This is a genomic window from Winogradskyella echinorum, from assembly GCF_014297365.1.
GTDB lineage: Bacteria > Bacteroidota > Bacteroidia > Flavobacteriales > Flavobacteriaceae > Winogradskyella > Winogradskyella echinorum.
This window is the reverse complement of sequence record NZ_JACOQD010000002.1, coordinates 764,629-790,700: the sequence shown is the minus strand read 5'-3', so window position 1 is coordinate 790,700 and position 26,072 is coordinate 764,629. Positions and strand designations below refer to the sequence as shown.

The 26,072-nt window shown below is 31.0% G+C and carries 30 protein-coding genes; 8 read left to right on the top strand and 22 right to left on the bottom strand.

The window, feature by feature from the left end; translation table 11 throughout:
• Positions 1-40: 40 nt before the first annotated feature.
• Together H8K90_RS10645 and H8K90_RS10640 are read right to left on the bottom strand one after the other, a co-directional pair.
• Complete coding sequence (locus tag H8K90_RS10645; protein ID WP_186845940.1) at positions 41-1,960, bottom strand: T9SS type A sorting domain-containing protein; 1,920 nt, start codon at positions 1,958-1,960, stop codon at positions 41-43.
• Between the two features lie 4 nt (positions 1,961-1,964).
• On the bottom strand, positions 1,965-2,732 hold the full coding sequence (locus H8K90_RS10640; RefSeq protein ID WP_186845939.1) for a hypothetical protein: 768 nt from the start codon (positions 2,730-2,732) through the stop codon (positions 1,965-1,967).
• A 217-nt stretch (positions 2,733-2,949) separates the two neighbouring features.
• Here H8K90_RS10640 and H8K90_RS10635 point away from each other — a divergent pair, with 217 nt between their 5' ends.
• Positions 2,950-3,591, top strand: coding sequence for an NUDIX hydrolase (locus H8K90_RS10635; protein ID WP_186845938.1), 642 nt, complete (start codon positions 2,950-2,952; stop codon positions 3,589-3,591).
• Positions 3,592-3,640: 49 nt separating this feature from the next.
• A complete protein-coding gene (locus tag H8K90_RS10630) occupies positions 3,641-4,441 on the top strand; it encodes a lysophospholipid acyltransferase family protein (RefSeq protein WP_186845937.1) in 801 nt (266 codons plus the stop codon).
• A 208-nt stretch (positions 4,442-4,649) separates the two neighbouring features.
• Here H8K90_RS10630 and H8K90_RS10625 read toward each other — a convergent pair whose 3' ends face one another.
• On the bottom strand, positions 4,650-5,282 hold the full coding sequence (locus H8K90_RS10625; protein WP_186845936.1) for a hypothetical protein: 633 nt from the start codon (positions 5,280-5,282) through the stop codon (positions 4,650-4,652).
• A gap of 4 nt (positions 5,283-5,286) precedes the next feature.
• Positions 5,287-5,781, bottom strand: a complete 495-nt coding sequence (locus tag H8K90_RS10620) for an RNA polymerase sigma factor (protein ID WP_186845935.1) — start codon at positions 5,779-5,781, stop codon at positions 5,287-5,289.
• 135 nt (positions 5,782-5,916) lie between these two features.
• On the opposite strand from H8K90_RS10620, the gene H8K90_RS10615 reads away from it, so the two are divergent.
• Positions 5,917-7,188 (top strand): NAD(P)/FAD-dependent oxidoreductase, encoded by a 1,272-nt coding sequence (locus H8K90_RS10615; protein ID WP_186845934.1) that lies wholly within the window; start codon positions 5,917-5,919, stop codon positions 7,186-7,188.
• Positions 7,189-7,197: 9 nt separating this feature from the next.
• Here H8K90_RS10615 and H8K90_RS10610 read toward each other — a convergent pair whose 3' ends face one another.
• Entirely contained in the window at positions 7,198-7,872 is a 675-nt protein-coding gene (locus H8K90_RS10610) for a lysoplasmalogenase (RefSeq protein WP_186845933.1), read from the bottom strand.
• A 203-nt stretch (positions 7,873-8,075) separates the two neighbouring features.
• Between H8K90_RS10610 and H8K90_RS10605 the strand changes: the two genes are divergently transcribed.
• Both H8K90_RS10605 and H8K90_RS10600 read left to right on the top strand, forming a co-directional pair.
• Positions 8,076-10,226, top strand: a complete 2,151-nt coding sequence (locus tag H8K90_RS10605) for a TonB-dependent receptor (RefSeq protein ID WP_186845932.1) — start codon at positions 8,076-8,078, stop codon at positions 10,224-10,226.
• Positions 10,227-10,319: 93 nt separating this feature from the next.
• Positions 10,320-11,048, top strand: coding sequence for an energy transducer TonB (locus H8K90_RS10600; protein WP_186845931.1), 729 nt, complete (start codon positions 10,320-10,322; stop codon positions 11,046-11,048).
• A 44-nt stretch (positions 11,049-11,092) separates the two neighbouring features.
• Here H8K90_RS10600 and H8K90_RS10595 read toward each other — a convergent pair whose 3' ends face one another.
• Entirely contained in the window at positions 11,093-11,617 is a 525-nt protein-coding gene (locus tag H8K90_RS10595) for a GNAT family N-acetyltransferase (RefSeq protein ID WP_222611343.1), read from the bottom strand.
• A 378-nt stretch (positions 11,618-11,995) separates the two neighbouring features.
• Complete coding sequence (locus H8K90_RS10590) at positions 11,996-12,508, bottom strand: VOC family protein (protein WP_186845930.1); 513 nt, start codon at positions 12,506-12,508, stop codon at positions 11,996-11,998.
• Positions 12,509-12,665: 157 nt separating this feature from the next.
• Between H8K90_RS10590 and H8K90_RS10585 the strand changes: the two genes are divergently transcribed.
• Positions 12,666-12,941, top strand: coding sequence for a winged helix-turn-helix transcriptional regulator (locus H8K90_RS10585; RefSeq protein ID WP_186845929.1), 276 nt, complete (start codon positions 12,666-12,668; stop codon positions 12,939-12,941).
• 170 nt (positions 12,942-13,111) lie between these two features.
• On the opposite strand, the gene H8K90_RS10580 is transcribed toward H8K90_RS10585, so the two are convergent.
• From H8K90_RS10580 to H8K90_RS10550, 7 genes are all read right to left on the bottom strand, one after another.
• Positions 13,112-13,723 (bottom strand): zinc-ribbon domain-containing protein, encoded by a 612-nt coding sequence (locus H8K90_RS10580; RefSeq protein WP_186845928.1) that lies wholly within the window; start codon positions 13,721-13,723, stop codon positions 13,112-13,114.
• A gap of 167 nt (positions 13,724-13,890) precedes the next feature.
• Entirely contained in the window at positions 13,891-14,655 is a 765-nt protein-coding gene (locus H8K90_RS10575; protein WP_186846201.1) for a DUF6090 family protein, read from the bottom strand.
• A 164-nt stretch (positions 14,656-14,819) separates the two neighbouring features.
• The gene (locus H8K90_RS10570; protein WP_186845927.1) at positions 14,820-15,593 is read right to left on the bottom strand and encodes a hypothetical protein; all 774 of its coding nucleotides are present in this window, start codon (positions 15,591-15,593) and stop codon (positions 14,820-14,822) included.
• A 138-nt stretch (positions 15,594-15,731) separates the two neighbouring features.
• Entirely contained in the window at positions 15,732-16,253 is a 522-nt protein-coding gene (locus H8K90_RS10565) for a hypothetical protein (protein WP_186845926.1), read from the bottom strand.
• The gene (locus H8K90_RS10560) at positions 16,243-16,704 is read right to left on the bottom strand and encodes a barstar family protein (protein WP_186845925.1); all 462 of its coding nucleotides are present in this window, start codon (positions 16,702-16,704) and stop codon (positions 16,243-16,245) included. The genes H8K90_RS10565 and H8K90_RS10560 overlap by 11 nt, the downstream gene beginning before the upstream one ends.
• A gap of 162 nt (positions 16,705-16,866) precedes the next feature.
• Positions 16,867-17,412: a dihydrofolate reductase family protein gene (locus tag H8K90_RS10555; protein WP_074673399.1), complete on the bottom strand. Its 546-nt coding sequence runs from the start codon at positions 17,410-17,412 to the stop codon at positions 16,867-16,869.
• Positions 17,413-17,591: 179 nt separating this feature from the next.
• Positions 17,592-18,764 (bottom strand): metallophosphoesterase, encoded by a 1,173-nt coding sequence (locus H8K90_RS10550; protein WP_186845924.1) that lies wholly within the window; start codon positions 18,762-18,764, stop codon positions 17,592-17,594.
• A 431-nt stretch (positions 18,765-19,195) separates the two neighbouring features.
• Between H8K90_RS10550 and H8K90_RS10545 the strand changes: the two genes are divergently transcribed.
• Together H8K90_RS10545 and H8K90_RS10540 are read left to right on the top strand one after the other, a co-directional pair.
• Positions 19,196-19,777: a sensor histidine kinase gene (locus tag H8K90_RS10545; protein WP_246457646.1), complete on the top strand. Its 582-nt coding sequence runs from the start codon at positions 19,196-19,198 to the stop codon at positions 19,775-19,777.
• Position 19,778: 1 nt separating this feature from the next.
• Positions 19,779-20,474 carry a LytR/AlgR family response regulator transcription factor gene (locus tag H8K90_RS10540; RefSeq protein WP_186845922.1) on the top strand — a complete coding sequence of 232 codons (696 nt, stop codon included), beginning with the start codon at positions 19,779-19,781 and terminating at the stop codon, positions 20,472-20,474.
• Positions 20,475-20,630: 156 nt separating this feature from the next.
• Here H8K90_RS10540 and H8K90_RS10535 read toward each other — a convergent pair whose 3' ends face one another.
• The 8 genes from H8K90_RS10535 to H8K90_RS16990 form a co-directional block, all read right to left on the bottom strand.
• On the bottom strand, positions 20,631-21,428 hold the full coding sequence (locus H8K90_RS10535; RefSeq protein WP_186845921.1) for a DUF1963 domain-containing protein: 798 nt from the start codon (positions 21,426-21,428) through the stop codon (positions 20,631-20,633).
• A gap of 341 nt (positions 21,429-21,769) precedes the next feature.
• Positions 21,770-22,402, bottom strand: coding sequence for an NAD(P)-dependent oxidoreductase (locus tag H8K90_RS10530; protein WP_186845920.1), 633 nt, complete (start codon positions 22,400-22,402; stop codon positions 21,770-21,772).
• Positions 22,403-22,539: 137 nt separating this feature from the next.
• Positions 22,540-22,989: an HAD family hydrolase gene (locus tag H8K90_RS10525; protein WP_186845919.1), complete on the bottom strand. Its 450-nt coding sequence runs from the start codon at positions 22,987-22,989 to the stop codon at positions 22,540-22,542.
• Positions 22,989-23,531: a hypothetical protein gene (locus H8K90_RS10520; protein ID WP_186845918.1), complete on the bottom strand. Its 543-nt coding sequence runs from the start codon at positions 23,529-23,531 to the stop codon at positions 22,989-22,991. Before H8K90_RS10520 ends, H8K90_RS10525 begins: the two co-directional genes overlap by 1 nt.
• A 146-nt stretch (positions 23,532-23,677) precedes the next feature.
• Positions 23,678-24,196, bottom strand: a complete 519-nt coding sequence (locus H8K90_RS10515; protein ID WP_186845917.1) for a hypothetical protein — start codon at positions 24,194-24,196, stop codon at positions 23,678-23,680.
• 151 nt (positions 24,197-24,347) lie between these two features.
• A complete protein-coding gene (locus tag H8K90_RS10510; protein ID WP_186845916.1) occupies positions 24,348-24,992 on the bottom strand; it encodes a hypothetical protein in 645 nt (214 codons plus the stop codon).
• 152 nt (positions 24,993-25,144) lie between these two features.
• Positions 25,145-25,366, bottom strand: a complete 222-nt coding sequence (locus H8K90_RS10505) for a hypothetical protein (RefSeq protein WP_186845915.1) — start codon at positions 25,364-25,366, stop codon at positions 25,145-25,147.
• 19 nt (positions 25,367-25,385) lie between these two features.
• Entirely contained in the window at positions 25,386-26,030 is a 645-nt protein-coding gene (locus H8K90_RS16990) for a cyclic-phosphate processing receiver domain-containing protein (protein WP_246457645.1), read from the bottom strand.
• Positions 26,031-26,072 lie beyond the last annotated feature (42 nt).

Below are 26,072 nucleotides of genomic sequence, written 5' to 3'. Positions count from 1 at the left end.
AGACACACTAATCAGCTTTTTTGTTTAGAATAATTGAAGATTATTTAAGTATTATTCTTTTAGTTATAATTGAGTTATCTTCTAACTTAATTTGTAATAAATAGATGCCTCTACTTAATTTATTTACATCAATCTCAAGGTTATTATCATTTAATTCATAACTTTCATTGATCACTTTACCATATAAATCATAAATAGTAAAAGATTTCAGCTTCTGTTCTTTTATGTATATATAAAGTTTGTCTTGAGCTGGATTAGGATAAACTCTGAGTTTATCATCAAAACTTATACTTTTCCCAGAAGTTGGTGGTGGAACAATATCAATATCGACGCATTCTACAATTCTAGCTAAAAACTCACTACCATCTTTTGCATAAAATCCTGGATTAAGTGTGATAGAGTTACTAGCTAAATATGTGGCATTTGCTCCACTTTCAATAGAATTATTTGCTGTAATATTTAAAACTTCATCATATACGATTGTGCCATTTAAAACATCATCAGTAATACTAATTGAAGTTTCAAAATCATCGCAAGGATTACTAGGAAAGCATTCGTTATAAGGATTTTCAAAACCACCACCTGTTTTTGGTCTTAGGCAACACCAATCACTCCAATCACTACAATCGGTTTTAATTCTATATCTAAAACATTTAACACCACTATTGACGTTCTGAATATCTTGAAATACATCTGTTAAATTTATTTGATTGGAATTGCTCATCTGATAAGTTAAGTTTACTGGTGGATTATATTCTTCTCCACCATTTGGGCAACATGCTCCATCAGCTTCAAATTCTAATTCAAATGTTGTTGCTGAACTAGCCCAAGATAAAATATTACCAACAACTGTTGTATCAGTAATTGTATCACATGGGGCAATGCAATCATTAAAAGTTACTATTCCCCCTTGCTCTATTATTGGTGATAATATATCACATTCAGTTTCATTGTTTAGAGTAACTTGAAAAGAATAATTGCCCGTTGGAGAATTACCAAAATCTGCTGGATTTACAGTAAAACAATAATTACTTCCATTTATGACTGGATTACTTAAAGTTCCAATTATATTATTTGAACTATTTAATATATCTAAACTCATCGATGTCAAACTTGTTCCAATTGGTAAATTAAAATTGCCACAAACATCAAAACTATTTGCAGGACATTCTATATTGATGTTATCTATATTTAAATTCCCCAAGGGCACTCCACAAATTTCATCTATATATACTGTACTAAAATGTTTGCTACCAAAACCTGATAAATTACAATCTGTTGCAGAAAACTCTAGTAATAGACTAGTTGTGCCACTAGGTATTTGACTCAAGTCAACTTCAGTATATCTCCATTGTGGAGTATATACCACAATATTGTTTGGATAGTTAGGGTCATTTACTTCAGAATAACCGCACATAGAATCTGCAATTTCAAAACATCTTTCATCATATACAATCGATGGATTATTAGAATTTAATAATCTATATTGAAAATATGGATTTAAATGTCCAGACCCATTCGGGCGGTGTCCTATTTGTAAAAATCTAAAGGATAAAATATTTCCTTGAGCCATTTGAAAGCTAGTGGTTGTAACAGAGGTTCTGAAGCTTTGGGGAATTGGTGGATTGTTCCCTGTTGCAACGTAATTTGGATTTGGATTTAATTTTAAAGCGTTGCCTGAGTTATTGAAAGTTGAACTAATGTTATTAATACCTAAACCAGATAGATAAGGTTCGGGAGTATTACTTGTAATATTTATCGAACCTTGATTACCTATTGGATCAATTCCACAATTAATATAATGAGGTGTAATGGCAGGATCGTTAGTTATAACACCTTCAATTACATAATTCAACAATGGGTTAGTGCCTTCAAAATCGTTGATACAACTTTGTCCATAACTACTGATGCTAAAAATTAGAATCAACAATGTTAATAGCTTATTTATATAAACTTTCATAACCTTATTGCTTTTTAGCTAATTCGGCTTCTAAAGCTTTTATACGCTTCTCTTGCTCTATAGTATAAAGCGTCAATTCTTCTACTTTTTGTAAAAGTAAAGTTGTCATTTCTTTTAGCTGTAAGCCTTCTTCTTTAATTTCTTTTGCAGAAGGCACTTCTGGTAAGTGATGATTTTTTTTTGTAAATGCTTCAACTTCTTCTATTGTAGGCATAACATAATCTGCTTTTAATGTAGAAGAACCTGTGTAATATTTTTGGAAAACGTAATCTGGTGCAACATCTAAGATAACTTCTACTTCTTCACATAGTATTTTTCCATTAACTGATAATAGTTCTGATGGATTTGTTGTACCAATGCCAACATTACCATTAGATGAAATTCTCATTTTTTCATTATCATTAATCCATCCATAAGAACCGCCTGAGGGTTGTGTGTGAAATGACAAAAAAGCATTATCAATGGCGCCATCATGACCACTTCTAATGTGAGCAAGGTGATCACTGTTTCTTTCAAAAGATATAACCCCTAAATCCGATGTTCCATTTCCATCTGTATGATCAAAAATTATTTCAGCGTTACCGTAAGATTTTAACTGAAGTAGAGCAGCACTAGACACAAAAGATGAAGATGGATTAGTTGCATTTGGTCCAATTCCTACAAAACCAGTTCTGTATATATTTCCGCTACTATTGTTAGAGCCAAGCCATTGTTGGGAGAAGTTGAATAAAAAAGATAAAGATAAAACTACAGTAAAAATTAATTTTTTCATGATATTTAGATTTAATTGTTAATAATTCAGGTTTTAAATTATGAGTTAAAAACTCATTATAATATTCTTTTAAGGGATGAATATTATTTTGTTAGTCAACAAAAATTAAATCTAAAAAAGATGCTTAAATTTATATAAATTAAATCAAGTGAGAAAGATTATTCTTACCTTTCTTTTAGAAATAACATTAATTTAACGTTATTTAAAAAAAAGTAAAATGCGTTTTAATCAGTTTTTAGAATCTGTAGTAAAAATAAAACATCTCGATCTTTTTGGCGAAACTTCTCATGCTAAAATGTCTCCTCCTTATCGCTTAGAATTGGCTGAAAAAATGAAGGAGAAAGCCAAAAGTGCTAAAAAAGCTGGAGTAATGTCTCTATTTTACCCAAATGCTGAAGATGAAACATATTTGGTGCTAATTTTACGCAAAACGTATAAAGGAGTCCATTCTGCACAGGTTGGTTTTCCTGGTGGTAGGTATGAGAAGGAAGATGATAATCTTATGGTTACGGCTATCCGCGAAACTGAAGAAGAAGTTGGAGTGCCAGAGTCATTAGTAGAAATTATAAAGACAATGTCTCCATTATACATTCCGCCAAGTAACTTTATAGTACATCCTTATGTGGCTGTTTCTAAAACCACACCAATATTTATAAAACAAGAAACTGAGGTAGAAGATATCATTGAAGTTAAGTTAAAAGACTTTTTAGATGAAGCCAATTGTATAACTACTAGAGTATCAACATCTTTTAATGTTGAGGTAGATGTGCCAGCTTTTAAATTAAATGGGCATATTGTTTGGGGAGCTACTGCAATGATGCTTGGAGAAATAAAAGACTTGTTAAAACAAGTTTTGTAGCTTATCTTATTTGTTACATTTGTACAAGACTAAAATTTGAACACTAACTATGGGATTATTTAAAAGAAATCCTTTCGGACATATACTTTGGGTTAAAAAATGGCTCATTAGAATTCTAGGCCTACTAACTCATAGGCGTTTTAGAGGCTTTAATGAACTACAGATTGAAGGCTCAGATATTATAAAGAACTTACCAGATACTAACGTATTGTTTATTTCTAATCATCAAACTTATTTTGCGGATGTAATATCTATGTTTCATGTATTTAATGCGAGTTTAAGTGGTCGTTTAGATAATATTAAAAATGTTGGTTATCTCTGGAATCCGAAGCTAAACATGTATTATGTTGCTGCTAAAGAAACGATGAAATCTGGTATTATTCCTAAAATTTTTGCGTATACAGGTTCTATTAGTATTGAACGTACTTGGCGCTCTCAAGGCAAGGATGTAAACCGTCAGGTAAAAATGAGCGATATTACCATGATTAAAACCGCCTTAGATGATGGTTGGGTTGTTACGTTTCCGCAAGGTACTACAACACCTTTTAAGCCGATTAGAAAAGGAACAGCTCATATTATTAAAACCTATAAGCCAATTGTTGTACCTATTGTTATTGATGGTTTTAGACGTTCGTTTGATAAAAAAGGACTTCGTATTAAAAAGAAAAATATATTTCAAACTTTTGAAGTAAAAGAACCTTTGAAAATTGATTATGAAAATGAGTCGATTGCTGATATTGTTGAAAAAATAGAATATGCCATTGAGCAACATCCATCATTCTTAAAAGTTATTCCGCAAGAAGAATTAGAGGAAAAAGAACGTTTAAATAGAGAGCTTAGGGATTGGTAAAGCTCCTTGGTTATCTGTATTGTTAATGCAATATTTTTTGAGATTCCCCAAAAGGGAAAAAAGAGTCTTCGTTGATTGCCAAAATATCCAGAATATTCGGTTTGTTTTCTTAGCGTAACTTTATACTTTCTTTGTAAAACTCTGTGTAATAGTTATTTTACTCGCAGTCTCAATCTCAGTATTCCGTTATAAATTTAGTTTTCTTTTACTAAACTTCTAGTTTCTTTAATTCGTCATAGTTTCTATTGAGACGCTTTAAAAGAATTCCATAAATTAATCTGTAAAATAACCAAATTAGCACTAAAAACACAGCAGCAGTTAATGCTACAACTGCATAAACCACCAGCATTTGTTTGGTGCTAGCTTCAACGATCTGTTGATGAAATTCTGGGTTGTCATTGTATTCAAAATAAAACGCTAATGGTACAGAAAGAAAAATTAATGACAAATTAAAAATTACATAGTACTTAATTACTTTTCGAGTTTTTAAGATACTCTCCATTAATTTTTTTGCACTATCAGTAGTAGAAATAGCCTTGTATGATTTATAGAGGAAATAAATAAACAATAAAATGATACAATAACTTAAAATATTAAACCCAACAACTAATGGATGTTCATAACTGGTTTCGAGCTTTTCTTTAAAGGTTGAAGATAAAAAATAGGGTAATATGCCAGCTAAAAGCCAAAACACCAATTCTGCTATACTAATATAAAACAACGTCTTTACAATAGAAGACGATTTTTTATGTAGCATTGGTGCAATATCCGAATCAGAATAACTTTTATATTCTACCTTATCACTATTCCAATCTTTCTTTAATAAATCTAATTCATCCATAATTTTACGGATTTAATATTGTTTTTAATTTCTTTTTTACGCGATTCATTTTCACGCGTGCATTCACTTCGCTAATACCTAAAGTTGCACTTATTTCTCTATAGTCTTTGTCTTCTAAATACAAGAATACTAAGGCTTTTTCAATGTCATTTAATTGATGTACTGCTTTGTATAAGAGCTTTAATTGTTGCTCTTCAGTATCATCATATTCCTCTGCTTTTATCCTAAATTCAACCGAATCAAACTCTTGTGTATTTATTCTACGTTTAGATTTTCTATACAGTGTAATTGCTGTATTTAGTCCTACACGATACATCCACGTACTAAATTTTGAGTCTCCTCTAAATTTTGGATACGCTCGCCACAGCTGAATTGTTATTTCCTGAAACAAATCATTATGCGCATCGGCATTGTTGGTATATAAACGACATACCTTATGTACAATGTTTTGATGCTTTTGCAACTGCTCTACAAAACTATGTTCTAGTTCTTTATTCAATTGATGAAATTGGTTAGTTACACTATTAGTAGTATTACTTTTAGTTATGTTACAAAATTCTCTACCTATTGTTTAAAGTTCTGTTTTAGCCCTTTAAATCCGTATCTTTGTAAGTAGAAATTCAAGTACTGTTTTATGAATATTCCCGAATCAAATTTACCAAGAGTTGTTATTATAGGTGGAGGTTTTGCTGGTATAAATTTAGCAAAAACCTTGGCTAATAAAAATATTCAAGTTGTATTAATCGATAAGCATAACTATCATACGTTTCAACCCTTATTATATCAGGTTTCTAGCTCTGGATTAGAACCAGATTCTATTGCTTATCCACTGCGTAAAATTTTAAAAAAACATAAGACTTCCTATTTTAGATTGGCAGAAGTAGAAGAGATTTTACCAGAAAAAAATACGATTAAAACAAGCATTGGAGAGCTTCGTTATGATTATTTAGTTATAGCAACCGGAACAAAGACCAATTATTTTGGGAATAAAGACATTGAGTCTAACAGTATGCCAATGAAGAGTGTTCCACAAGCTTTAAACATAAGAAGTCTCATTTTACAGAATTTTGAGAAAGCGGCAATTGCAAATTCTGAAGCGGAACGTGAAGCGTTTTTAAATTTCGTAATCGTTGGAGGAGGACCAACTGGTGTAGAACTTGCTGGAGCCATTGCAGAACTTAAAAATAATATTCTGCCAAGAGATTATCGAGATTTAAATCCTAGTGACATGCGTATTCACTTGCTAGAAGGTGCAGATCGTGTGCTACCTCCAATGAGTACACATGCCTCTGAAAAAGCTGAAAAATTCTTAAAAGATCTTGGTGTACAAGTGCATTGTAATACGTTTGTTAAGAATTATAATGGATTAGAAGTTATAACAAATTCAGATTTAGTAATGCAATCTGAGACTTTAATTTGGGCAGCTGGTGTAACAGGAGCTCCTGTAGAAGGATTAAAGGCAAATGCATTATTAGAAAAGGCTAATAGATACAAAGTCAACAAGTATAATCAAGTAGAAGATTATAAAAACATTTTTGCTGTAGGAGATATTGCATTAATGACTTCAGAAGATTATCCAAAAGGGCATCCGCAAGTGGCACAACCTGCAATACAACAAGGCAAGTTGCTAGGTAAGAATTTATTACGTCTAGTTGCTAAAAAGCCTATGGAATCTTTTATATATTTCGATAAAGGCTCTATGGCTACTATTGGCAGAAACAAAGCGGTTGTAGATTTAAAGCATTATAAATTTGGTGGTTTTTTCGCTTGGTTTATATGGATGTTTGTGCACTTAATGTCTTTAGTTGGTTTTAGAAATCGCGTCATTGTTCTCTTTAACTGGACGTATAACTACATTAATTTTGACAAGGCAGCACGCTTAATCATTAGACCTTTTAAAAAGTAAGCTAAAAGCTTACTTTTCTTTAAGTTTTAAAATACCGATAACAATCAAATACTGCGCCATGGCATAGGTTACCATAATGCTAATATTAGACCAAGGCAGTGGTTTGTAAAATTTATTTAAAGCTAAAATACTATCCGAAGCCATAAAAAATATAGCACCTAAAAATACCAAACCGTAACTAAGTATATTTACATTACCTTTTCTTAAAAATGCTGAGGTTGCCATCGCTAAAATGATAATCATATATACAATAACTGGTATAAGCATTTCCCCTAAACCATCCTTTAAAAAGTTGAATAAACAAGCAGCATAGACTAATAATAAGGCGATAAATCCATAAGGTGATTTTCCTTTGTTTCTATCTTTTAAAAAGGCAAGTACATACATAATATGTGCCGTTAAAAACGCCACTAAGCCTAATGTAAAATAGTGTTCAGATTTAGCTACAAACATTAATAAAATATCGCCAAGCAAAGAAAATCCTAAAGCCAAGAGTGTTAGATTTTTTATTGGTTTTGCAAGTGATTGCGATGTTCTTATAAATAAAATGATAAGACTAATTACAATAGCTGGTTTAGCTAAGTAATGAACCATTTTTAGGTTTTCTGTACTACCTGTTATAAGTTCAAAAAGAACAATAATAACAAATAGAATGCTGAATTGTTTTTCGGTTTTGGTTAGCATATATAAGCTGAGTTAATATTGGTACGATAGGTGTTTTTTACTAAATGTCGATTATTCCAAAGATATTCAATTCGTCATTGAAATATTACAATTCGGTAATATAGAATTCGTGTTGGTTTAAAAATACCTCAAGTTTGTATTATCAAATTATGCTGATATAATTTCAGTATCAAAAAACGAACCTTTATAACCAATCAAAACAAATGAAATATCTAACCACAATCATCAGCTTACTTCTCATCAATTTAAGCTTCGCGCAAACCACTATTTCTGGTAAAGTAGTTGATAATAAAAACCAACCTATTTTTGGCGCCAATGTTTATTTAGATGGTACTTACGATGGTGCTACTTCAGATGAAAATGGAAAATTCTCATTTACAACTGAAGAGACAGGAACACAAACTTTAATCATTTCATTTTTATCTTATGAAACTAAACAAATCGTTGAAGATGTTTCTAAGTTATCTAACCTTCAAATTAAATTGCGAGAAGATGTAGAAACGCTTGATGCTGTTGTACTAAGTGCTGGTACTTTTGAAGCTAACGATAATAGTAAAGTATCTGTATTAAAACCATTAGATGTAGTAACAACTGCGAGTGCTTTAGGAGATTTTGTTGGTGCACTGCAAACACTACCAGGAACCTCTAATGTGGCAGAAGATGGACGATTGTTTGTAAGAGGTGGAAGTGCAGACGAAACTCAAATTTTTATTGATGGTATAAGAGTATTTACACCGTATTCTCCAACCACTAATAATATACCAACACGTGGACGTTATTCGCCATTTTTATTCGATGGTATTACATTTTCTACAGGTGGTTATTCTTCGGAATATGGACAAGCGTTATCGAGTGTTTTACTTTTAAATACCATTGACGAACCCGACCAAGAGAAGACAGATATTGGTATAATGACCGTTGGTGCTACACTAGGAAATACGCAAAAATGGGAAAAATCGTCATTAAGCTTTAATGCCTCTTATATTAATTTGGCTCCTTATTTAGCTGTTTTTGAAGATAGAAATGATTGGGAAACTCCTTATCAAGGTGCGCAAGGTGAAACCGTTTTTAGACAAAAGTTAAATAGTGGCATGTTAAAATTTTACGCTGCTTTTGATACCTCTAAATTTGAATTAACCCAAGATGATATCAACCTAGAGGAAGGCCTAGATTTTAAACTAAACAACAATAATTTTTATTTAAATACATCCTATAAAGGTGCTTTAGGTAATAATTGGGGTGTACAAACAGGTTTATCTTACACTTATGCTAAAAATGATATTAATGTAATGGCAAGTGATATTAGCGATACCGAAAACTCAGCACATTTAAAGGTAAAACTTAGAAAACGATTTAATAGTAGATTTAAACTAAGCTTTGGTGCAGAACAATTTATTACAGATTTTGATGAAAACTTTAAAGATGCTTCTATTAATGAAACCTATGGATTTAAAAACAATATTTCTGCTGGTTTTGTAGAAGCAGATTTAATTTTTTCAAAAAGCTTAGCTTTAAAAGTAGGGTTAAGAGCAGATCATAGTTCTATATTTAATGAAACAAAAGTAGCACCAAGAGCTGCTTTAGCCTATAAAACATCAAAAAACGGACAGTTTTCATTAGCTTATGGTAACTTTTTTCAGAATCCAAGCAGTTCCATTTTAAAGTTTGAACAAGATTTAAAAGCACAAAAAACATCGCATTATATTCTTAATTATCAGTATGTTAATGATGGTAAAATTTTTAGAGCAGAGGCATACAGAAAAGACTACGATAACTTAGTAAAGTTTGAAGGTGCGTTTGAGAGTTTTAACAGTAACTATAATTCTTCTGGAGATGGTTACGCACAAGGATTAGATTTATTTTGGAGAGATAACACAGGGATTAAAAATTTAGATTATTGGATTAGCTATTCGTATTTAGATACAGAACGTAATTATAGAAATTTTCAAGAATCTGCTCAGCCTGGTTTTGCAACAACACACAATCTCTCATTAGTAGCTAAGTATTGGATAGATGATTGGAAAAGTCAAGTTGGGTTTAGTTACGGTTTTTCTTCAGGACGACCATACACTAATCCTAATACCGATAAATTTCTTAGCGAGCGTACCAAATCATTTAACAGCCTAAGTGTCAATTGGGCCTATTTATTGAGTCCTCAGAAGATTTTATACTTCTCAGTAAATAATGCATTAGGTTTTAAAAACATTAATGGGTATCAGTACGCAAACACAACAGATATGAATGGTAATTTTAGTAGACGAGCTTTAACACCAGCAGCAGATCAATTCTTTTTTGTTGGCTTCTTCTGGACAATAAGTGAGGATGGGACCGATAATCAATTCGAAAATTTGTAATATTTTAAATGGCTCTAATTGAGGTAAATATGACATTTATCATAGTTTTTTAGCGAAGTAAAAATTAGCTTTAAAGGATAAAAGTCATAGATTATGAAGCCTAAAAAAAATCCCAAAGCCAATGTAGGTCGAAACAGCAGTTTATATTTTGCTGTTGGCTTAAACGTAATGCTAGTTTTAACGTATTTAGGACTAGAGCATAAGACTTACAAAACAGAAGCTAAAAAGATTGATGTCTTAATGTTAGACGAACAGCTTGATGAGGATATACCTATAACAACCATAGATATACCATTACCTCCACCACCTCCAAAACAAGTGGTTACAGAAGCTATTACTATAATAGAAGATGTTGAAGATGTTGAAGAAACCGTAATTGAGAGTACAGAAATAGGACAAGACGATGTTATTGAAGAACGAGTTGTAAGTGTTGAGGAAGTTGAAGTAGAAGAGGTTGAAGACGATATAGAAGTACCTTTTGCTGTAATTGAAAGAATACCACAATTTCCAGGTTGTGAAGGAACCAATGCTGAGTTAAAGGCTTGTTTTCAAAAAGAAATGAATAAACATCTTCAAAAACATTTTAAATATCCTAAAGCGGCATCAGAATTAAATATTCAAGGACGTGTATTTGTGTTTTTCTTAATAAATAAAAACGGTGTTGTAACCAATATTAAAAGTAGAGGGCCAAATCAACTTTTGGAAAAAGAAGCAGAACGTATTATAAGTTTGCTACCAAAAATGGAACCAGGTAAGCAACGTAATAAACCTGTAGGTGTACCATACAGTATTCCTATAAACTTTAAGTTAGAGCAAGAGTGAATTTTTACACTTGTATAGATCGTTTTTACAGCTGAGAAGAAATATTAGTAATTAGGGTTTTTTATAACATACCAATGGCACAATTTACCATCATAAGTGAAGGTTCCAGAAGGTTGCATTCCAATTTTTTTGAGAATAGTGTTTGATGCGATATGGTTTGCCTCAGCGGCAGCACCAATTTCTTTTAGTTGCAATTGGTTAAAACCAAAATCTAAAGATGCTAATGCCGCTTCTGTTGCGTAACCTTTGCCCCAATAACGTTGTTTTAGTCTATAACCAACATCGTAATAGTCGAATTCTTTTCTAACATTTTGTTCGAATCTTACTCCAGCCCAACCTATAAACTCGTTGGTGTCTTTAAGAACAATTGCTAAACGACTTGTACCATAGGCCTTGTATTCTTCTATTACACAAGTTATATATGCTATACATTCATCAATATGCTTAACAGGTTTATTGCCTAAAAATTTATGGACTTCTGGGTTAGAATCCATCTCAAAAAAATCTTGAGCATCTGCCAAAGTAATAGGTCGTAAAATAAGACGTTCGGTTTGTAGTTTAATCTGCATTGTTCAAATTAACTAAATTTAAGTAAATAGATGATTATTATTGTTAAAGCGATATAAAATAGTCTTCCGTATAATGTCATTTCATTTGCTTGCTTAACCTTTAAGTCGAAACCATATTGTTTAAATCTGTCCATCTCAGATTGGTTAAAATCATTTTTTTTAAACTTTTTTAACCCAAAGAAAGCAAACGGAATGAAGAAGAAGGTGAGTGCCTCCGAATTTGTTAAAGGTGTTTTCTTTCGGTTTTGTGTATTATTTTCTTCCTGCTGCACTATTATCTTTTAATCTAATTAAATCAACTAATTTATAAAAACATAAGGTATTTTACTAAAACTCTTGTTATTAGGATTAATTATGCAAGGTGTTACTTCTGGCTTTTTATTTTGAATATGCACCTGAAGAATAGGTTAATTCGTAACTATGAGTGTAGATTTCGAATACAATTCCAAATGGGTCCTCAACATAACACATTTTAAAAGGCTTGTCATTTGGATAATACTCTCTTATTGGCATTCTTTGTTTTCCTCCATAAGCCAAAATTTTATCAATGAGCTCTTCAATATTTGGGTCTTGTACACAAAAATGAAATAGACCAGTATTGAAAGGATTAAATTCAGGTGCTTCTTTAATTCCATTCGGAAAACAAAATAATTCTATTCCAATTCCGTCAGAAGTTGCTAAATGAGCAATTTCAAATTCCGTCCAATCATTTCCAAAAACATCAATGCACATTTTTCCAATAGCAGTTTCCGTTTCCTTTTTAACTTTTGAAGGCTCCATAATGATGTACCAGCCCATTACTTCTGAATAGAATTTTACAGCTTCTTTTATATTAGGCACTGTTATTCCGATATGCGAAAATGATTTTGGATAATTTTTATTAGTTGACATAAGTTATATTTTAGATTGTAAAATTACTCTATATTTACCTCCTAAGCAATAACTTACTAAAAAGTAGTATAGTTACCAAAACGAGTAAAATACTGATAATCAACAATATAAAATTTTTATTTTGAATAAAGAAAATAGTTGTCCTTTAAATTATACAATGAATTTAATAGGTACAAAATGGAAACCTTTAATTCTATTTCATTTATTAGACGGAGGTTTGCGTTCAGGAATATTACAAAAGAAAATTCTAGGGATTTCTAATAAAATGTTTACCCAAACCGTGAGAGATTTAGAGAAAGACGGGCTTATTTCTAGAAAAGTATTTCCGGTAGTTCCTCCAAAAGTGGTGTACAGTTTAACTACTAGAGGGAAATCACTTGAGAGTATTTTACGAAGTTTAGATAAATGGGGTTTGGAAGATAATAAGGATTAATTAAATGTACTCGATTTTATCCTAGTTCTCAACGATTTTGTATGTGGTTTGTTACGAAGTTAAACACCTAATTTAACAAATAAAAACCGAATATAAAATTCGTGAGGATTGTGGTAATTAATTGATTATTAGCAATTAAATTATACTTATTGTTAGGCAATGTACAATTGTTAATAAGGATAAATGGATTTCACATTTCCTTGTTCAAATAGTTCTTTAATATCATTAATGTTAACTTTCAAAGTATCGGAAGCGTAATTTCCAGAGCCACTAATTCGGTAAATTAAATCATATGTTTCAATTTCATAATTATTGTAATTTAGCCATATTGAATCGGACGTTATTTTTACAGTTCTTAATGTTGTATACTGTCCGTTATCAGTTTTAAATTCAATAATTTGCTTTTGATTACCGTCTGTAAGTTTATTTAGCCTTTCCTCTTTGTTTTTGATGTTATTATAAACGAAAAATCCGATTCCCAACAAAATAACTATCAATCCACTAAAAAGCCAAATTGGTATCCATTTCTTTGAGACAAAGTTCTTATAATAAGATTTATGTTCTGGTTTTAAATCTTTCAATTCAAACACATTATTGCAAGACTTACATGTAAAAATGTTTTTAATTCTATAAGGAAAAATAGGAATATACATTAAATGAAAAACGGATGCTTTTTTTTCAACGATAACTTGGCTTGATGCACCGCAACTATGACATTTTATATCTTTCGGTCTGTAAGAATGGATTGAAATCTGGTAAGTACCTGTAATGTAAACTATCATTAACTTTTAATTCTGTGTTGTCTTTTTATTACGGCTAGTGGTTTTGTAAATGATTGATTGCGGAAAATTAGTAATGATTTTTCACCGTAACCTAAAGATAGCAAATTGCAATGAATTTAAATTAAGGAATTCTAACACAATGAGCGATACACTTTGTTTTGCCATCGTTATTTACACTTTTTGTTTTTTAATAGTTCTATGGGTTCTTGTATTTCTTGCTTTAAATTAGAAAAATGTTGTTTCTGTCTAATTTGCATGCCCAATATAAAAATAAGATTATCTTGAAATTTTATAAATATGGGGTGAGTTGGGTCGTTTGTCCAATTAATTTTCGGTAGGAAGGCAACATGTTCCTTATCGAGTTCTCGATTTATATATTCAATATCTTGATACCCTAATTCGGTTATAAGCTCAAAATCCGTATATCTTTTAACAATTTCATTTCTATTTTCTTTTAGTAGATTTAAAGAATTGTTCAAAAATGTACTATGTTCAATCAGTCTGTTCTTTAATTTAATATCTGTTAATAGTTTTAATTGACCAGATGAAGTTAGTTCTTCAAATGTAATATTACTTGGTACAGAAACATCTTGTCTTAAGGCAAATACAAATTTATTTAAGATTGTACTTCTATCATTTGGTATGCTGTTTAAATCTTTTATAAGGGATTTGGTGAGTTTTATTCTGTCTGTAGTAAGCTTGTAATTTTCATCTATTAATTTCTCATTGAGTTTAAGATCGTCTAATATTCTACAGTAATAATCGGCTTCAGTAATCTTATTTTTTCTGTTTTCGTTCCAATTGTTAATCTGAAGAGCAATTATAATTCCGATAACAACTAAAACAATTTCACCGATTGCATATTTAAAATACTTTCCAGTTTTATTATCCATAAGCAAGTTCTGGCGAATTTTTCTAAAGAATTTTATCATTGGTTGGCGGTTTATGATTATAATGTTTAACGGTCTCTGCTATGAGTAGTTGCATTTTTAAGAACGTAATTTAGTAAATAATAAAACAAAAGAAAATTCTCAAGGATTTTGGTAATTGATTGATTATAAGTAATTAATTGGTCTTATTGATGGTCGCAGTTATTTTATTTCCAACCATTGATTTTTGCAATCAATTCTGGATATATACAAGATGAGTTTCCGTCTTGTGATACTAAAATTTTAATTGAATCTCCAATTGATTTATTATTTGTCAAAGCAAAATTGTTGGTCCTTGATTTCGCAAGGTTATTTCCATATTCATAATGCACATCCATTGAAGAACCAAATTTCGAAAATGTGAAACCTTTATTATGGCTTATTGAAACTATTTTTCCCTCCGCAATTCTGCCCGTTTTATATAACGAGATTTCTTTATTTATTCTTGAATGTAGAAGGTAGCAAAGAATTAGTCCAATTAAAAAAACTACTCCAGCTATGTAATACATAAAATCCATACTAAACGAATATTGCTCAAATTCAGTTGGTATCGATTTTCCATTCAAATGTTTAATAGGAATTATATCTCCAATTTTTAAGTTATCAGTTTTTTCTGGTTCAAAAACACTAAATTTTGATTCTTTTTTTTCTCCATTATTATCAAATTCATAAGTCAAAATTTTTGGATTATTTCCATTGATAGTAATGTTGTCAATGCCTTTAATTCCAGTGAGAGTGGCATTTGCTTTTATTCCATCAGATTGAATTCTTTCAGTGTTTTCAACAAACGGAAAACTATTTCCTAATGAATTTATCATTAAGCCCATTGGTAGAAATAGAAGTAATGCAAATCCAATTCCCTGAAAACCGAAGAGTAGTAAAATTGGTCTGATTTTGGCTCTTTGCCAAATGGTTTTAAAATTGGTTTTTCTTTCTGTCAATGTCGTTTCTCCTATGTTGCCTGACGTGTTTGTGTTTGTGTTTGGTTTCGTTGCGTGTTCCAGTTACAAATCTAGCAAATACAAACCGAATAGAAAATCCGTGAGGATTTTCGTAAGTAGGCAAGTACTAGCAATGAATTATACACGTTGTTGTAGGTAGTTTTTTATTTCGTCAGCCATTAATAGTCTAATTGATTCAAAATAATCAGTTTCAAATGTAATTGAGCGAATTTTTTTGAGTGAGAAATCATAATCATAATCCTTTTCAATTTGTCCATTAGACTTTATCATATCGATTATTAGAATGTCATTTTCAGTTCGATTTATTTTTCCATAAAATAATTCAGTTTCTCCTTTGTCTTGGAATTCGAATAATCCATATTTTTTTTCGCTCCATTTTAGGATTCCCAAAACATCATTAAATACAAAGTCTTTTAATTTAGGTGTTTTTATGTTTTTTAAATTCAGAACTCTCTCAATCTGCTTTTCAGATGCGCCAGAAATTCTTTTTTTCACAAACTTTTTTCTGTATAATTTAAATCCGTCCAATGCATAGTCTGCAGGAATATGATTTACCAAAATCCAATTTTCATTTTCTGAAATAAGTACTCCTGTTTCCTTTTCTTTCCAGCCTTTTATTTTATATGATTCAACTTTCATCTTTTTCAATTATTAAATCAACGAATTCAGCTTGTTGCAAAGTGTCTATGATAAAATCAAAATCATCTTTCCCAAATATTTGTATTAATTTTTTAATTCCGATTATTTCAATAATACAGTCTCCTGGGAAACCAGGTCCTTTCGCTGTTATAGCATCATTAAACGCATCAAGATTTTTTCCAAAATCTTTTTTATCGGAAAATTCCATTTCTTCAATGTATTTGTTCCAAAAGTCTAACTTGGAATCACAAAATTCTCCGTTTATAAATATTTTTCTTAATTGTTTAATTTTCCCGTTTTCGTCTTCTGTAATGCTTATAAAAGTGTCTTTTCCATAAGCGAATCTGTCAAATACTTTTGAATAACCTTGATTCAACCATCTTTTGTAGATTAATTTCTCATTAAAATACAGATAGAGTTCATTATCATCTTTAATTTCCTTTCGAAGCATTTGAGTTCGTTTAAATTACCTACAACGTGATTGTGTATGGTTAGTTGCGTGGTTAAGCCACTAATTTAGTAAACAAAAACGAACGCGAGAAAATTCCGAAGGAATTTTCCAAATAAGCAACGACCAAAGCAATTAATTATACACGTTGTTGTAAGCAGGCTTTTACTTTTTATATGTCAAAACTGTTATTCCACATTCGTAGGCTTTTGCTCTTTCCAATTTTAATTCAGTTTTATAATTAACTTTCTCAAATATTGGCATTCCTTTCCCCAAAATCGAAGGGTTTATGAAAAAATAATATTCGTCAATTAAATTTTCTCTAATTAATGAAGAAACAAATTCGCCACCTCCATAGGCAATTATGTCATTTCCAGTTGAGGACTTTAATTTTTCTATTTTTTCGACTAAATCTCCTTTTTCCAAAAGGGTATTTTCCCATTCAGTATTTTCGAGCGTTTTTGTAAAAACTATTTTATTTGAGTTATTAATTTTTTCAGCACCTTCCAATTCTTTGTTGGATTTCCAATGTGGAATAAATCCTTCAGCAAGTTTTCGTCCTAATACGATGGTGTCAGTCGATTCTGTTATTTCTTTGACGAAGTTCTTTAGTTCTTCATCCCAATTCCAAATCATCCAGTCCATTTCTCCGTTTGGACCAGAAATAAATCCATCAATCGAGAGTTGAATTTGAAGTTTTAATTTTCTCACTTTTTACTGTTTTTCGTTAAAGTTACAATCTTGTTTTCAGCTTGCTTACGTGTTTGTGTATGATTTCGTTGCGTGTTTCAGCACTAAAGTTAGCAAATAAATCACAGATAGAAAGTCCGCGAAGACTTTCGTAAATTGGCTAAAACCAAGCAATTAATTATACACGGTGTTAGCAACTGTTATATTTCCACCTTCTTTCCGTTGTATAAAATTCTATAATATTTGCCTCCTTCAATCAGTAATCCTTCTGATTTACTGTTCGGAAAGTTTTTATGATAATCCTTGGGATGCTTTACATCAATTCCTATGACTTTTCCATTGTACTTTCTATTGACTTTAGACTGAAGTGTATGTCCAACTACAACTGATTTTGCATTGAACTTTTGAAGACCGAGTTCAACATCTTCTTGTGTCAAATTATCTTTAAAATACCCTCTGTACCAAGAAATTCCTGTATGAGTTGAATTCAAAAATTGGGCTTTGGTTTTTTCTGGTTTAGGATAGAAAGGTTTATAATAATTATTACTCGTAATTTCATTGACTTCATCTATGCTCAAATTATAATCAACTAAATCTGGATGTATTCCTCCGTGTGTAAAAAGTGTACCGTTGATGAGTTCCATTGTATTTTTACTTGCCAGCCATCTACCTATAAAAGAATTTGAATCGTACAATTGGCGTTGTTGTTTTTCTAAAATTGAAGCAACGTGAAAATATTTTGGGGATGAAGAATCATAATTTCCTTGCATATTTTTCAATTCGTGATTACCTAAAATAAAATGAACAAAACCTCCTTTTTTTTCAGCATCTTTTTCTAATTTGTATATAAACCACAGTACTTGTGTTGTTGAAAAACCTCTATCTACAAAATCACCTACTAAAACTAAATGTCCTGTGTCAAATATCCAGTTTAGGTTTTTGTCGATAACCTTGTTATTAATAAGAAAATCACGAAAAGTTCTATAACCACTTTCAATATCAGAAATTGCTAAAATCCTATTATTATCGTCATAAGTGTTTAAAGGACTTTTGATGTCTGTATTTATAGAAAAGTCAAAGCTTGTCGAATCAAGTGGGAAATGACAAAAAGCTGGGATTCTTGAGTTAACCGAATATTCTTTTTGTTCTAAAAAGAAACCATCATCTTGATTTCCTTTAATGTAATTTACGTTTAAAATGCTATCATTTTTATAAAAAACATAAGGACCATCTTTATCCCAATCCATCATTATAGGATTATCTCCATAGTGCATACTTGCTCCGTGATAAAGACCAAATAGAATAACGGATGTGCCTAATACTAATAGGGTTATGGATATGTGTTTTACGTATCTAAAAATTCTTTTTTTCATTATTTTAAGTTTTAATTTCAGCAAACCTAAAATTGGTTACATAACTTCCAAAATAATTGTGATAAACAACTTTTACAGATTTATAAACGGTTTCCTGACGCGGATAAAGTCACTTCATCACATTTGAGTTCAGTTACATAACCTATAATTGATTGTATGTCAACTTTTTTGTAAAGGATTATATATACTCGTATTATTGCGTTATGAAATTTATAAATTATAATAAGAAATGGATTATCATATTTTTGTTGATATTGGCGATAATACCTATACTACTTACAATTTACGAAGTAATTTTTACTGATAATAAGTCCGTTATGTTTTTGGGAAATTACAATCCTAAAATTGTCATTATTGTTATTTCCTATTATATACTGCTACTTGGTTTAGGCGTTTATTGGTTTATTCGTCAGCTTATTTTTATTGCAAAATTGAAAAACGAAAAATCAAAAGTTGAATTAATGCTTTTAAAAAGTCAGGTAAGTCCGCATTTTTTCTTCAATATGCTCAATAACTTATATGGCTTGGTAAATAAAGATGCAGGAAAAGCACAAGAGTTAATTCTAAAATTATCTGATTTGATGCGTTACAGTATCTACGAAAGTGAAAACGAAACGGTAACACTAAAGGAAGAAGTTGACTATTTAAAGAATTACATTGAACTTCACAAAATGCGTTATCATAAGAATATAGTTGTTAATTTCAATTGTGATATTGATGAAAATAAAAGAGTTGCTCCATTACTATTTATTATTCTTTTAGAAAATGCTTTTAAACACGGTGTTGAGAATTTAAGGGAAAATGCAAACGTAACAATCAATTTTACATCATCAGAAACCAACATAACCTTTATGATAGAAAATAATTTTGATAGTTCTGAAAATTTAAACAACAAACCTGGAATAGGTTTGAAAAATTTAAAGCGAAGATTAGAATTAACTTATCCAAATAAGCACAACTTGCTATTTTCGTCTACTGAAAACGCTTACAGCGTAAAATTAATTTTAAACTAATATGATTACTTATTTAATTATTGATGATGAACATATAGCGCACGATATTATAAAAAATTATTGTGATTTGTTACCAAATATGCAGTTAATGAAAAATTGCTATGATGGTTTGGAAGCATTTGAATATTTAAATAAAAATGAGGTGAATTTGATGTTTTTAGACCTGAATATGCCAAAATTGAAAGGGTTTGATTTTCTAAAAACATTAAGAAACCCGCCAAAAGTAATTGTCACAACTGCCTATAAAGAATTTGCTCTTGAAGGTTATGAGCTTAATATTTCTGATTATCTATTAAAACCCTTTGGGTTTGAACGCTTTTTAAAGGCTATTAATAAAACCTTTAGTACATCAATTACTCAAGAGGTTGTTCCGTCTAAAAACAATGTAGTTTCGAAGCGTATTTTTCTCCGAAGTAATAAAAAATACACACAAGTAGAAATTGATACTATTTTATTTATTGAAGCATCAGGAAATTATACAAAAGTGATAACAACACAAGAAATCATTACTATTCGGGAAAAAATATCAAGTGTATTAGATTTATTACCAAAAGAAGATTTTTTGCAGGTTCACAAATCATTTGCTGTTGCTCCAAAGCATATTAAAAGTATTGAGGGAAACAGGATATTTATTTCTGACCATATCATTCCTATTGGAAAAGTTTTCAGAACTAACATTGTTCAATTATTGCAGTGAGTTTTTTTAATAGTTGCTAACGGTTTTGGCTATGGTTTCGTTACGGAATGGTACGCGAGTATCATTCCGCCGTAACATAAATTTAGCAAAAAGGCTTGAAATTCCGAATAGGAATTTCAGCCGTAATGAACTATAGCCGTTGTTGTACGCAGTATTTTATGTCATCTGAAACGACATTTTAATACTGTCAAATTTTTTATTTTCTAAATCAGTTTTTGAAAGTCCAAAATAATAAACTCCACTTCCGCCAAATCTTGACAAGTCAGTCTCTGAATCATCGCAATCTAATTGAAGAAGTAGTTCAAACGTTTTGGATAGTTCCAAAATTTCATTCCATCTCTTTTTATATTCCGAACTTTCAGCTCCATAAAGACCTAATTCTTTAGAAGCGAATTCATAAACTACACTTGATTGAATAGACCTGTCATAACCAAGTAATTGGTGCATTTTATTTGAATCTTCATAAAGTTCTTCTATAATATATTCCTCCGTTGGTTGGTAAAAGTAAAAGTAGAAATCATCGTATTTTTTGTCAAACTTAAATAGTTTGTAATTCTCGTCATCAGGAATTGTATAAAATTGGAAATATTGGATTTCTGCCGTTTTAAACTTTTGGCTTTCTTCGATGTCAATGGGAAATTCCGTTCGGAAAATATTTTCATTTTCGCTGAATATGAATTTAAATGGCTGATTTACTCCGTTAAATTCATTCCATTTTTCGTCCAGACTTAAAAAGATGTAAAAAAATCCCTTTTTTGGTAATTGGTCTTGTTTGTCAAATTTTATTAATTCCGCAAGATTGTATTGAGCACAAAACAACATCGGTTTTCCATTTGCCCTCGGCCATTCAAAATCTTTTGGTAAATCAGGTTTTCCGCCAATCTTGGATTTTCCAACTTTAAGGTTTTTATCATCAGAGGCTTTGGTCTTAATTCCAACTGTCGGTCTAATCATTTTGATTAGTTTCTCTTTGTCAGATTTATCAATTCCAATTTCGTCCGAGTTCCGAATGAATGATTTTATCTTTTCTAAATTGTTCTTTCTAAAACTAAACATTTATTTCAGCGTGATGTTTTTGGGATATTGCGTACAACGTGATTGTGTATGGCTCGTTGCGTGCAAATTAGCGATTATTTTTCGGTTGAGTATAAGCCAGTTTTTTAAATTTTACTATTTATCTTTTTTATTGGAAATCGTCAAATTTAAAAATTTGGAGACTTTCCAAACACGCCTTAACTTTGATTAAACGACTGATTAATAATGAGCTATAAACTTTGTTGCCAGTAATTTTTTATTCACAAGTGACTTAAATTCAATTCCATTTTATTATTTAGAGTATCTACTTTGAAATAAAACGGTTCAGCTCTATTTATTTCGTTTTTATTATGTTCAAAATCAAATCCGTTGTCATATTTTTTCCACGAACCTTTATCTGATTTCAATTCTGCACTTTTGAGAATTTGTTCTACAATATTCTTCTCGTCATATTCATTATATTGAATTGTCAGTCCTATAAAATAATCAGAGTCTAAAGCTCCTTCTGTATGCTCGATAAGGTTTTCTAAAATCTCAAAATCCTTTGGGATAGTTAAGTCTGTTTTTTCTTGAATCAAATGTTCAATTCTGTCTAAAGCTAATTCTCCGTCCGGTTTGTTCATCATTCCAGAAAATAGATAAACCATAAATCCGAAAAACAAAATTGGTATTGCTAATATTGACAACTGTAAAAATCCAATTGCTATTTTACCTTTTAAAAATTGCCAAATTGTTGAAATCAGTAATACAACACCAAAAAATAAAACAGTGTAAAATGCAAAGTCAGTATTTGGTAGAATTGCTCCGCTAATGAAAAGAATGATTGATATACCGAAAACTAATATCGGCAACCACCATTTAATAACTAAATACTTCTTTAAAATTTCGGTCATTTCAAATTACTGGCTTCGGTCTAGTTTATGATTTCGTTGCGTGGTTTAAGCACTGAATTTAGCAAATAAATCACAGATAGAAAGTCGGCGAGGACTTTCGTCAGTAGGCTATAACTAGCAATTAATTTTATAAGGTGTTACCCAACGTTTTTTATTCCGCTTTTTATTTTTTCAATCCAATTTTTATCAGTCGGTTCAACAATAATTGCTTTATAATTTAATCTTTCACTCTCGATTCCAACACCTTTTAAATCGTCAATATGTAAGTCAAAATCAAATGCTGGTGGAAACTTGGATGAGTTAATATTCCGAGATTTTAAAACTTTTCGATTTTCTTTTTCGTTTACAATCCGGCTGACTTTTATTCCGTAATACTTTAAAGTCAATCGTATTTTTCTTTTAGTTCTAAATGATGTTGTATAAATATGAATTTTGTGACCTTGGTTTTGTAAATCAGAAATCAATTCACGAGTGCCTTTCCGCATTTCCTCAATTCCGAACAGTTTTGCAATTCCGTTTCTCTTTTCAGTTTCAAATTCCTTTCCGTTTGGAATTAATGTGCTATCAAGGTCAAAACTTATGTTCATTAAACTCTCCTCAATTTTTTTCTTATTTCACGTTTATATCCCCAAATTTTGAATCGGATTTTACCTAGAAAACTATTCCATTCGTGACGAATTCCACCCAATTCCCAATTAATATCAAATTTGTCTGTATCATTTCTTCGATAATTTGGAAGTCCAACTTTACAATGTAGCATTGGATTATTTTCTTTTACAGTTTCGTAAAAGTCAGGTTCGAGTGATGATTTCGGATAGTATTGAATTTCAATTATTGTGCTTTCCTTTTCGCTTTTATAGATGTACAGGTTTATATCATAAAGATTTTCATAAAAGTCTTTTAATTCAGCTGTTATTTGCTCAAGTGATTTTGGTTGTTTTTTCTCGTTTGCTTTTTTACGTGCGATTCGTTTATCAAAAAAATTCCGCTCGTCATTTACTATTTCTGAAATTATGTAACTCGTATTGTCCGAAATTTTATTCCAATAAGAATTTCTCGCCATTTCTAATAAAGAAGAAGTGGCTTCTTTTAAATTCAGTTTTAGGTTATGTTTCGTGACGGTTTTCAAATGTTGGGTAACGGTCTCGTATAACCGTCAGTTACGGGTTAATATGCGTTAATTTTCGGTTAAGCACAGGCGTTAGCAATTCCGAGTGGATTCGGACGTAGTCGAATCCGCCGTAATTGCGGTTATACATTGTTGTGCGTTCGGCTTTATTCATTTTCGTTATCGAGACTTTCTAAAAACTTAATTGGGTCTTTCAAAAAACTATGAGCGTCCGAATTCCGAATACTTTCTTTGATTTCTTCAAAATCAGCATTCATTAATTTACCTTTTCTGTCCATAAACATCCAGTCGTTTTCTTTTCCCAATTCAATCATATTTTTCAAGAACTTAAATCCATTTTCTCGCAAATCCGCTCTAAAGGAAAATTCAGTTATCGAGAATGTTTCTTCATCCAATCCCATAAAAGCATCATTGTCCAAAGTTTCAGTATATGTTTTCCAGTTAAAACTTGAATTACTATTTCCCCAATCAGCTCTTTTTACAATTGAGTCAATTTTTGGCGTTATTTCCTCTGCTTTTTTATCAATTTCTTTCCAATATAGTTCCGCATCAGATTCAAAGTATCCAGTTTCGGTACAAACTCCGATTTTGGCTGGAATCAATTTGTGTTTTTTTAGAATTCCTTCTTTAGGAACAACCGCTAAATAATATTGATAAATTGCCATTTGTTTTCGGTTTCTTCAGCTGACGCACAACGGTTTTGTGTATGGTTAGTTGCGTGGTTAAGCACGTAATTTAGCAAATAAATCACAGATAGAATATTCCGCAGGAATGTTCGTAAGTCGGCAGTGACCAAGCAATTAATTATACACGGTGTTACCACACGTTTTTTATTTCAGTTTCTTTTAATTTTTTTTTAATCCGAGTTTTTTCAATAATCTTGTCAATCCTATTTCTAAAATCTACAGTATTATTCAAATCCGTTTTTAATTTCTCAACTCTTTGCTTTAGTTCCTGTTCCCAATCACATTCCAATTTGTTTTCTAAAACGAGATTAAAATAATGTTCGGACTTTTTTGGTTCGTTATTCAGTCCGCAAATAATTGCTCGATGGTAATTTCCCCAAAGACTATCGCTTGTATATTCGTGATTGAGTATTGTATTCGTTACAGTTCTTATATCCGTTAATTTCTCACGCAATTCTAATGTTCGTTTTAAAGCTAATTCCACGAGAGAATTCATTTCATTCTCAAATTGCTCTTCATTCACAAAGTCAATAAATTCAGATTCTCTATATCCAATGTCATAGGAAAAATAGCTTTGCTCATACCAATGAAAATTAACACCAACATTTAAACAAGTTCCTCTTCTGTCTTTAAAAGGTTGAAATTCAATTCCAGTTGTAAACCAATATTGGTCATCAAGCCATTTTCGAGATTGTCCTTTACGAACAATTCCGTGCTCCTTTAAAATTTTCCGAGCAATTTTATTTATTATTTTACTATGAATTGGTGTTGGCATTTCTCAAATGTGTGGTAACGTTGTTGTGTATGGTTAGTTGCGTGGTTAAGCAACTAATTTAGCAAATAAATCACAGATAGAATATTCCGCAGGAATGTTCGTAAGTCGGCAGTGACCTAGCAATTAATTATACACGGTGTTAGGCACAGTTTTTATTTATTATACCACGAACTTACTATTTTAGTAATTTCCTCCACTTCGTTTTCATTTACAGAAAGTCCGTAAGTCGTAATTAATTCGCTTGAGATTACTCTTTTTATTTTCTCCAATTCATATCTGTTTTGAAAGTTAAGAATCAATTTTTCACTTAATTTATTAAATGAACGACTATTTCCAGAAGGCATTATATTCGTCTGATATATGATTTTGCTCAATGCATTTATGTTATGTTGTTCAAGAACTTTCATTCAGTTTTTTAAGGTGTTTTATATAATTATTCAAAAGTCCTCTTATTTGTTCGGCAGCAACAGGATTTGCAGAATGAACTTTAAATTCTAAATGCCGTAAATCAAGTCCAGATTCGTAGACTAACCATTTAGCGGCAGCCAATCCATCAGGTGCTACTTTTCCGTCTTCTCCAAGTCCAAGGTCATTATCAAAACTTATGTAGTTTGGAAGACCATTAGTTTTTATATAATCAACAAAAGCAGAGTAGGTGCGAACAATGTCAAATTCCGATTCCATTGATTTATCATAAACCATTTCTATAGTTCTAACATCGTCTAAAAAGAGTTTTTTCATTTTTCTTTTATTTCCACAAGCAGCGCAAAATGACGCTTTGTGAGTTCTATAAGGTTTTCCGCAATTCTCACAATCTGGACCATACATATCAGCAAAATGATGAATGATGGCGTTTGGTTCGGTTTCTCCGAATCCAGTTAAGTCATTATAATAATCGAGAAGCTTCTTAAATCGCTTTTGTCTATCCTTTTCCAACGTTTTAAATCCTTCTGAATACAATTGGGAAGCAATAGTACTTTCTTCACCTTCCAGCATGGGAATATCCATTTTACATCTCCAGCAATATCGTATTCTCATAAAGTTGATTCAAATTGTGCCTAACGTGATTGTGTATGATTA

Coding starts and splice junctions, on each gene's coding strand:
- H8K90_RS10645 (WP_186845940.1), bottom strand. CDS start 1,960: ATGAAAGTTTATATAAATAAGCTATTAACATTGTTGATTCTAATTTTT.
- H8K90_RS10640 (WP_186845939.1), bottom strand. CDS start 2,732: ATGAAAAAATTAATTTTTACTGTAGTTTTATCTTTATCTTTTTTATTC.
- H8K90_RS10635 (WP_186845938.1), top strand. CDS start 2,950: ATGCGTTTTAATCAGTTTTTAGAATCTGTAGTAAAAATAAAACATCTC.
- H8K90_RS10630 (WP_186845937.1), top strand. CDS start 3,641: ATGGGATTATTTAAAAGAAATCCTTTCGGACATATACTTTGGGTTAAA.
- H8K90_RS10625 (WP_186845936.1), bottom strand. CDS start 5,282: ATGGATGAATTAGATTTATTAAAGAAAGATTGGAATAGTGATAAGGTA.
- H8K90_RS10615 (WP_186845934.1), top strand. CDS start 5,917: ATGAATATTCCCGAATCAAATTTACCAAGAGTTGTTATTATAGGTGGA.
- H8K90_RS10610 (WP_186845933.1), bottom strand. CDS start 7,872: ATGCTAACCAAAACCGAAAAACAATTCAGCATTCTATTTGTTATTATT.
- H8K90_RS10605 (WP_186845932.1), top strand. CDS start 8,076: ATGAAATATCTAACCACAATCATCAGCTTACTTCTCATCAATTTAAGC.
- H8K90_RS10600 (WP_186845931.1), top strand. CDS start 10,320: ATGAAGCCTAAAAAAAATCCCAAAGCCAATGTAGGTCGAAACAGCAGT.
- H8K90_RS10595 (WP_222611343.1), bottom strand. CDS start 11,617: ATGCAGATTAAACTACAAACCGAACGTCTTATTTTACGACCTATTACT.
- H8K90_RS10590 (WP_186845930.1), bottom strand. CDS start 12,508: ATGTCAACTAATAAAAATTATCCAAAATCATTTTCGCATATCGGAATA.
- H8K90_RS10585 (WP_186845929.1), top strand. CDS start 12,666: ATGAATTTAATAGGTACAAAATGGAAACCTTTAATTCTATTTCATTTA.
- H8K90_RS10580 (WP_186845928.1), bottom strand. CDS start 13,723: ATGATAGTTTACATTACAGGTACTTACCAGATTTCAATCCATTCTTAC.
- H8K90_RS10575 (WP_186846201.1), bottom strand. CDS start 14,655: ATGATAAAATTCTTTAGAAAAATTCGCCAGAACTTGCTTATGGATAAT.
- H8K90_RS10565 (WP_186845926.1), bottom strand. CDS start 16,253: ATGAAAGTTGAATCATATAAAATAAAAGGCTGGAAAGAAAAGGAAACA.
- H8K90_RS10560 (WP_186845925.1), bottom strand. CDS start 16,704: ATGCTTCGAAAGGAAATTAAAGATGATAATGAACTCTATCTGTATTTT.
- H8K90_RS10550 (WP_186845924.1), bottom strand. CDS start 18,764: ATGAAAAAAAGAATTTTTAGATACGTAAAACACATATCCATAACCCTA.
- H8K90_RS10540 (WP_186845922.1), top strand. CDS start 19,779: ATGATTACTTATTTAATTATTGATGATGAACATATAGCGCACGATATT.
- H8K90_RS10535 (WP_186845921.1), bottom strand. CDS start 21,428: ATGATTAGACCGACAGTTGGAATTAAGACCAAAGCCTCTGATGATAAA.
- H8K90_RS10530 (WP_186845920.1), bottom strand. CDS start 22,402: ATGACCGAAATTTTAAAGAAGTATTTAGTTATTAAATGGTGGTTGCCG.
- H8K90_RS10525 (WP_186845919.1), bottom strand. CDS start 22,989: ATGAACATAAGTTTTGACCTTGATAGCACATTAATTCCAAACGGAAAG.
- H8K90_RS10515 (WP_186845917.1), bottom strand. CDS start 24,196: ATGGCAATTTATCAATATTATTTAGCGGTTGTTCCTAAAGAAGGAATT.
- H8K90_RS10510 (WP_186845916.1), bottom strand. CDS start 24,992: ATGCCAACACCAATTCATAGTAAAATAATAAATAAAATTGCTCGGAAA.
- H8K90_RS16990 (WP_246457645.1), bottom strand. CDS start 26,030: ATGAGAATACGATATTGCTGGAGATGTAAAATGGATATTCCCATGCTG.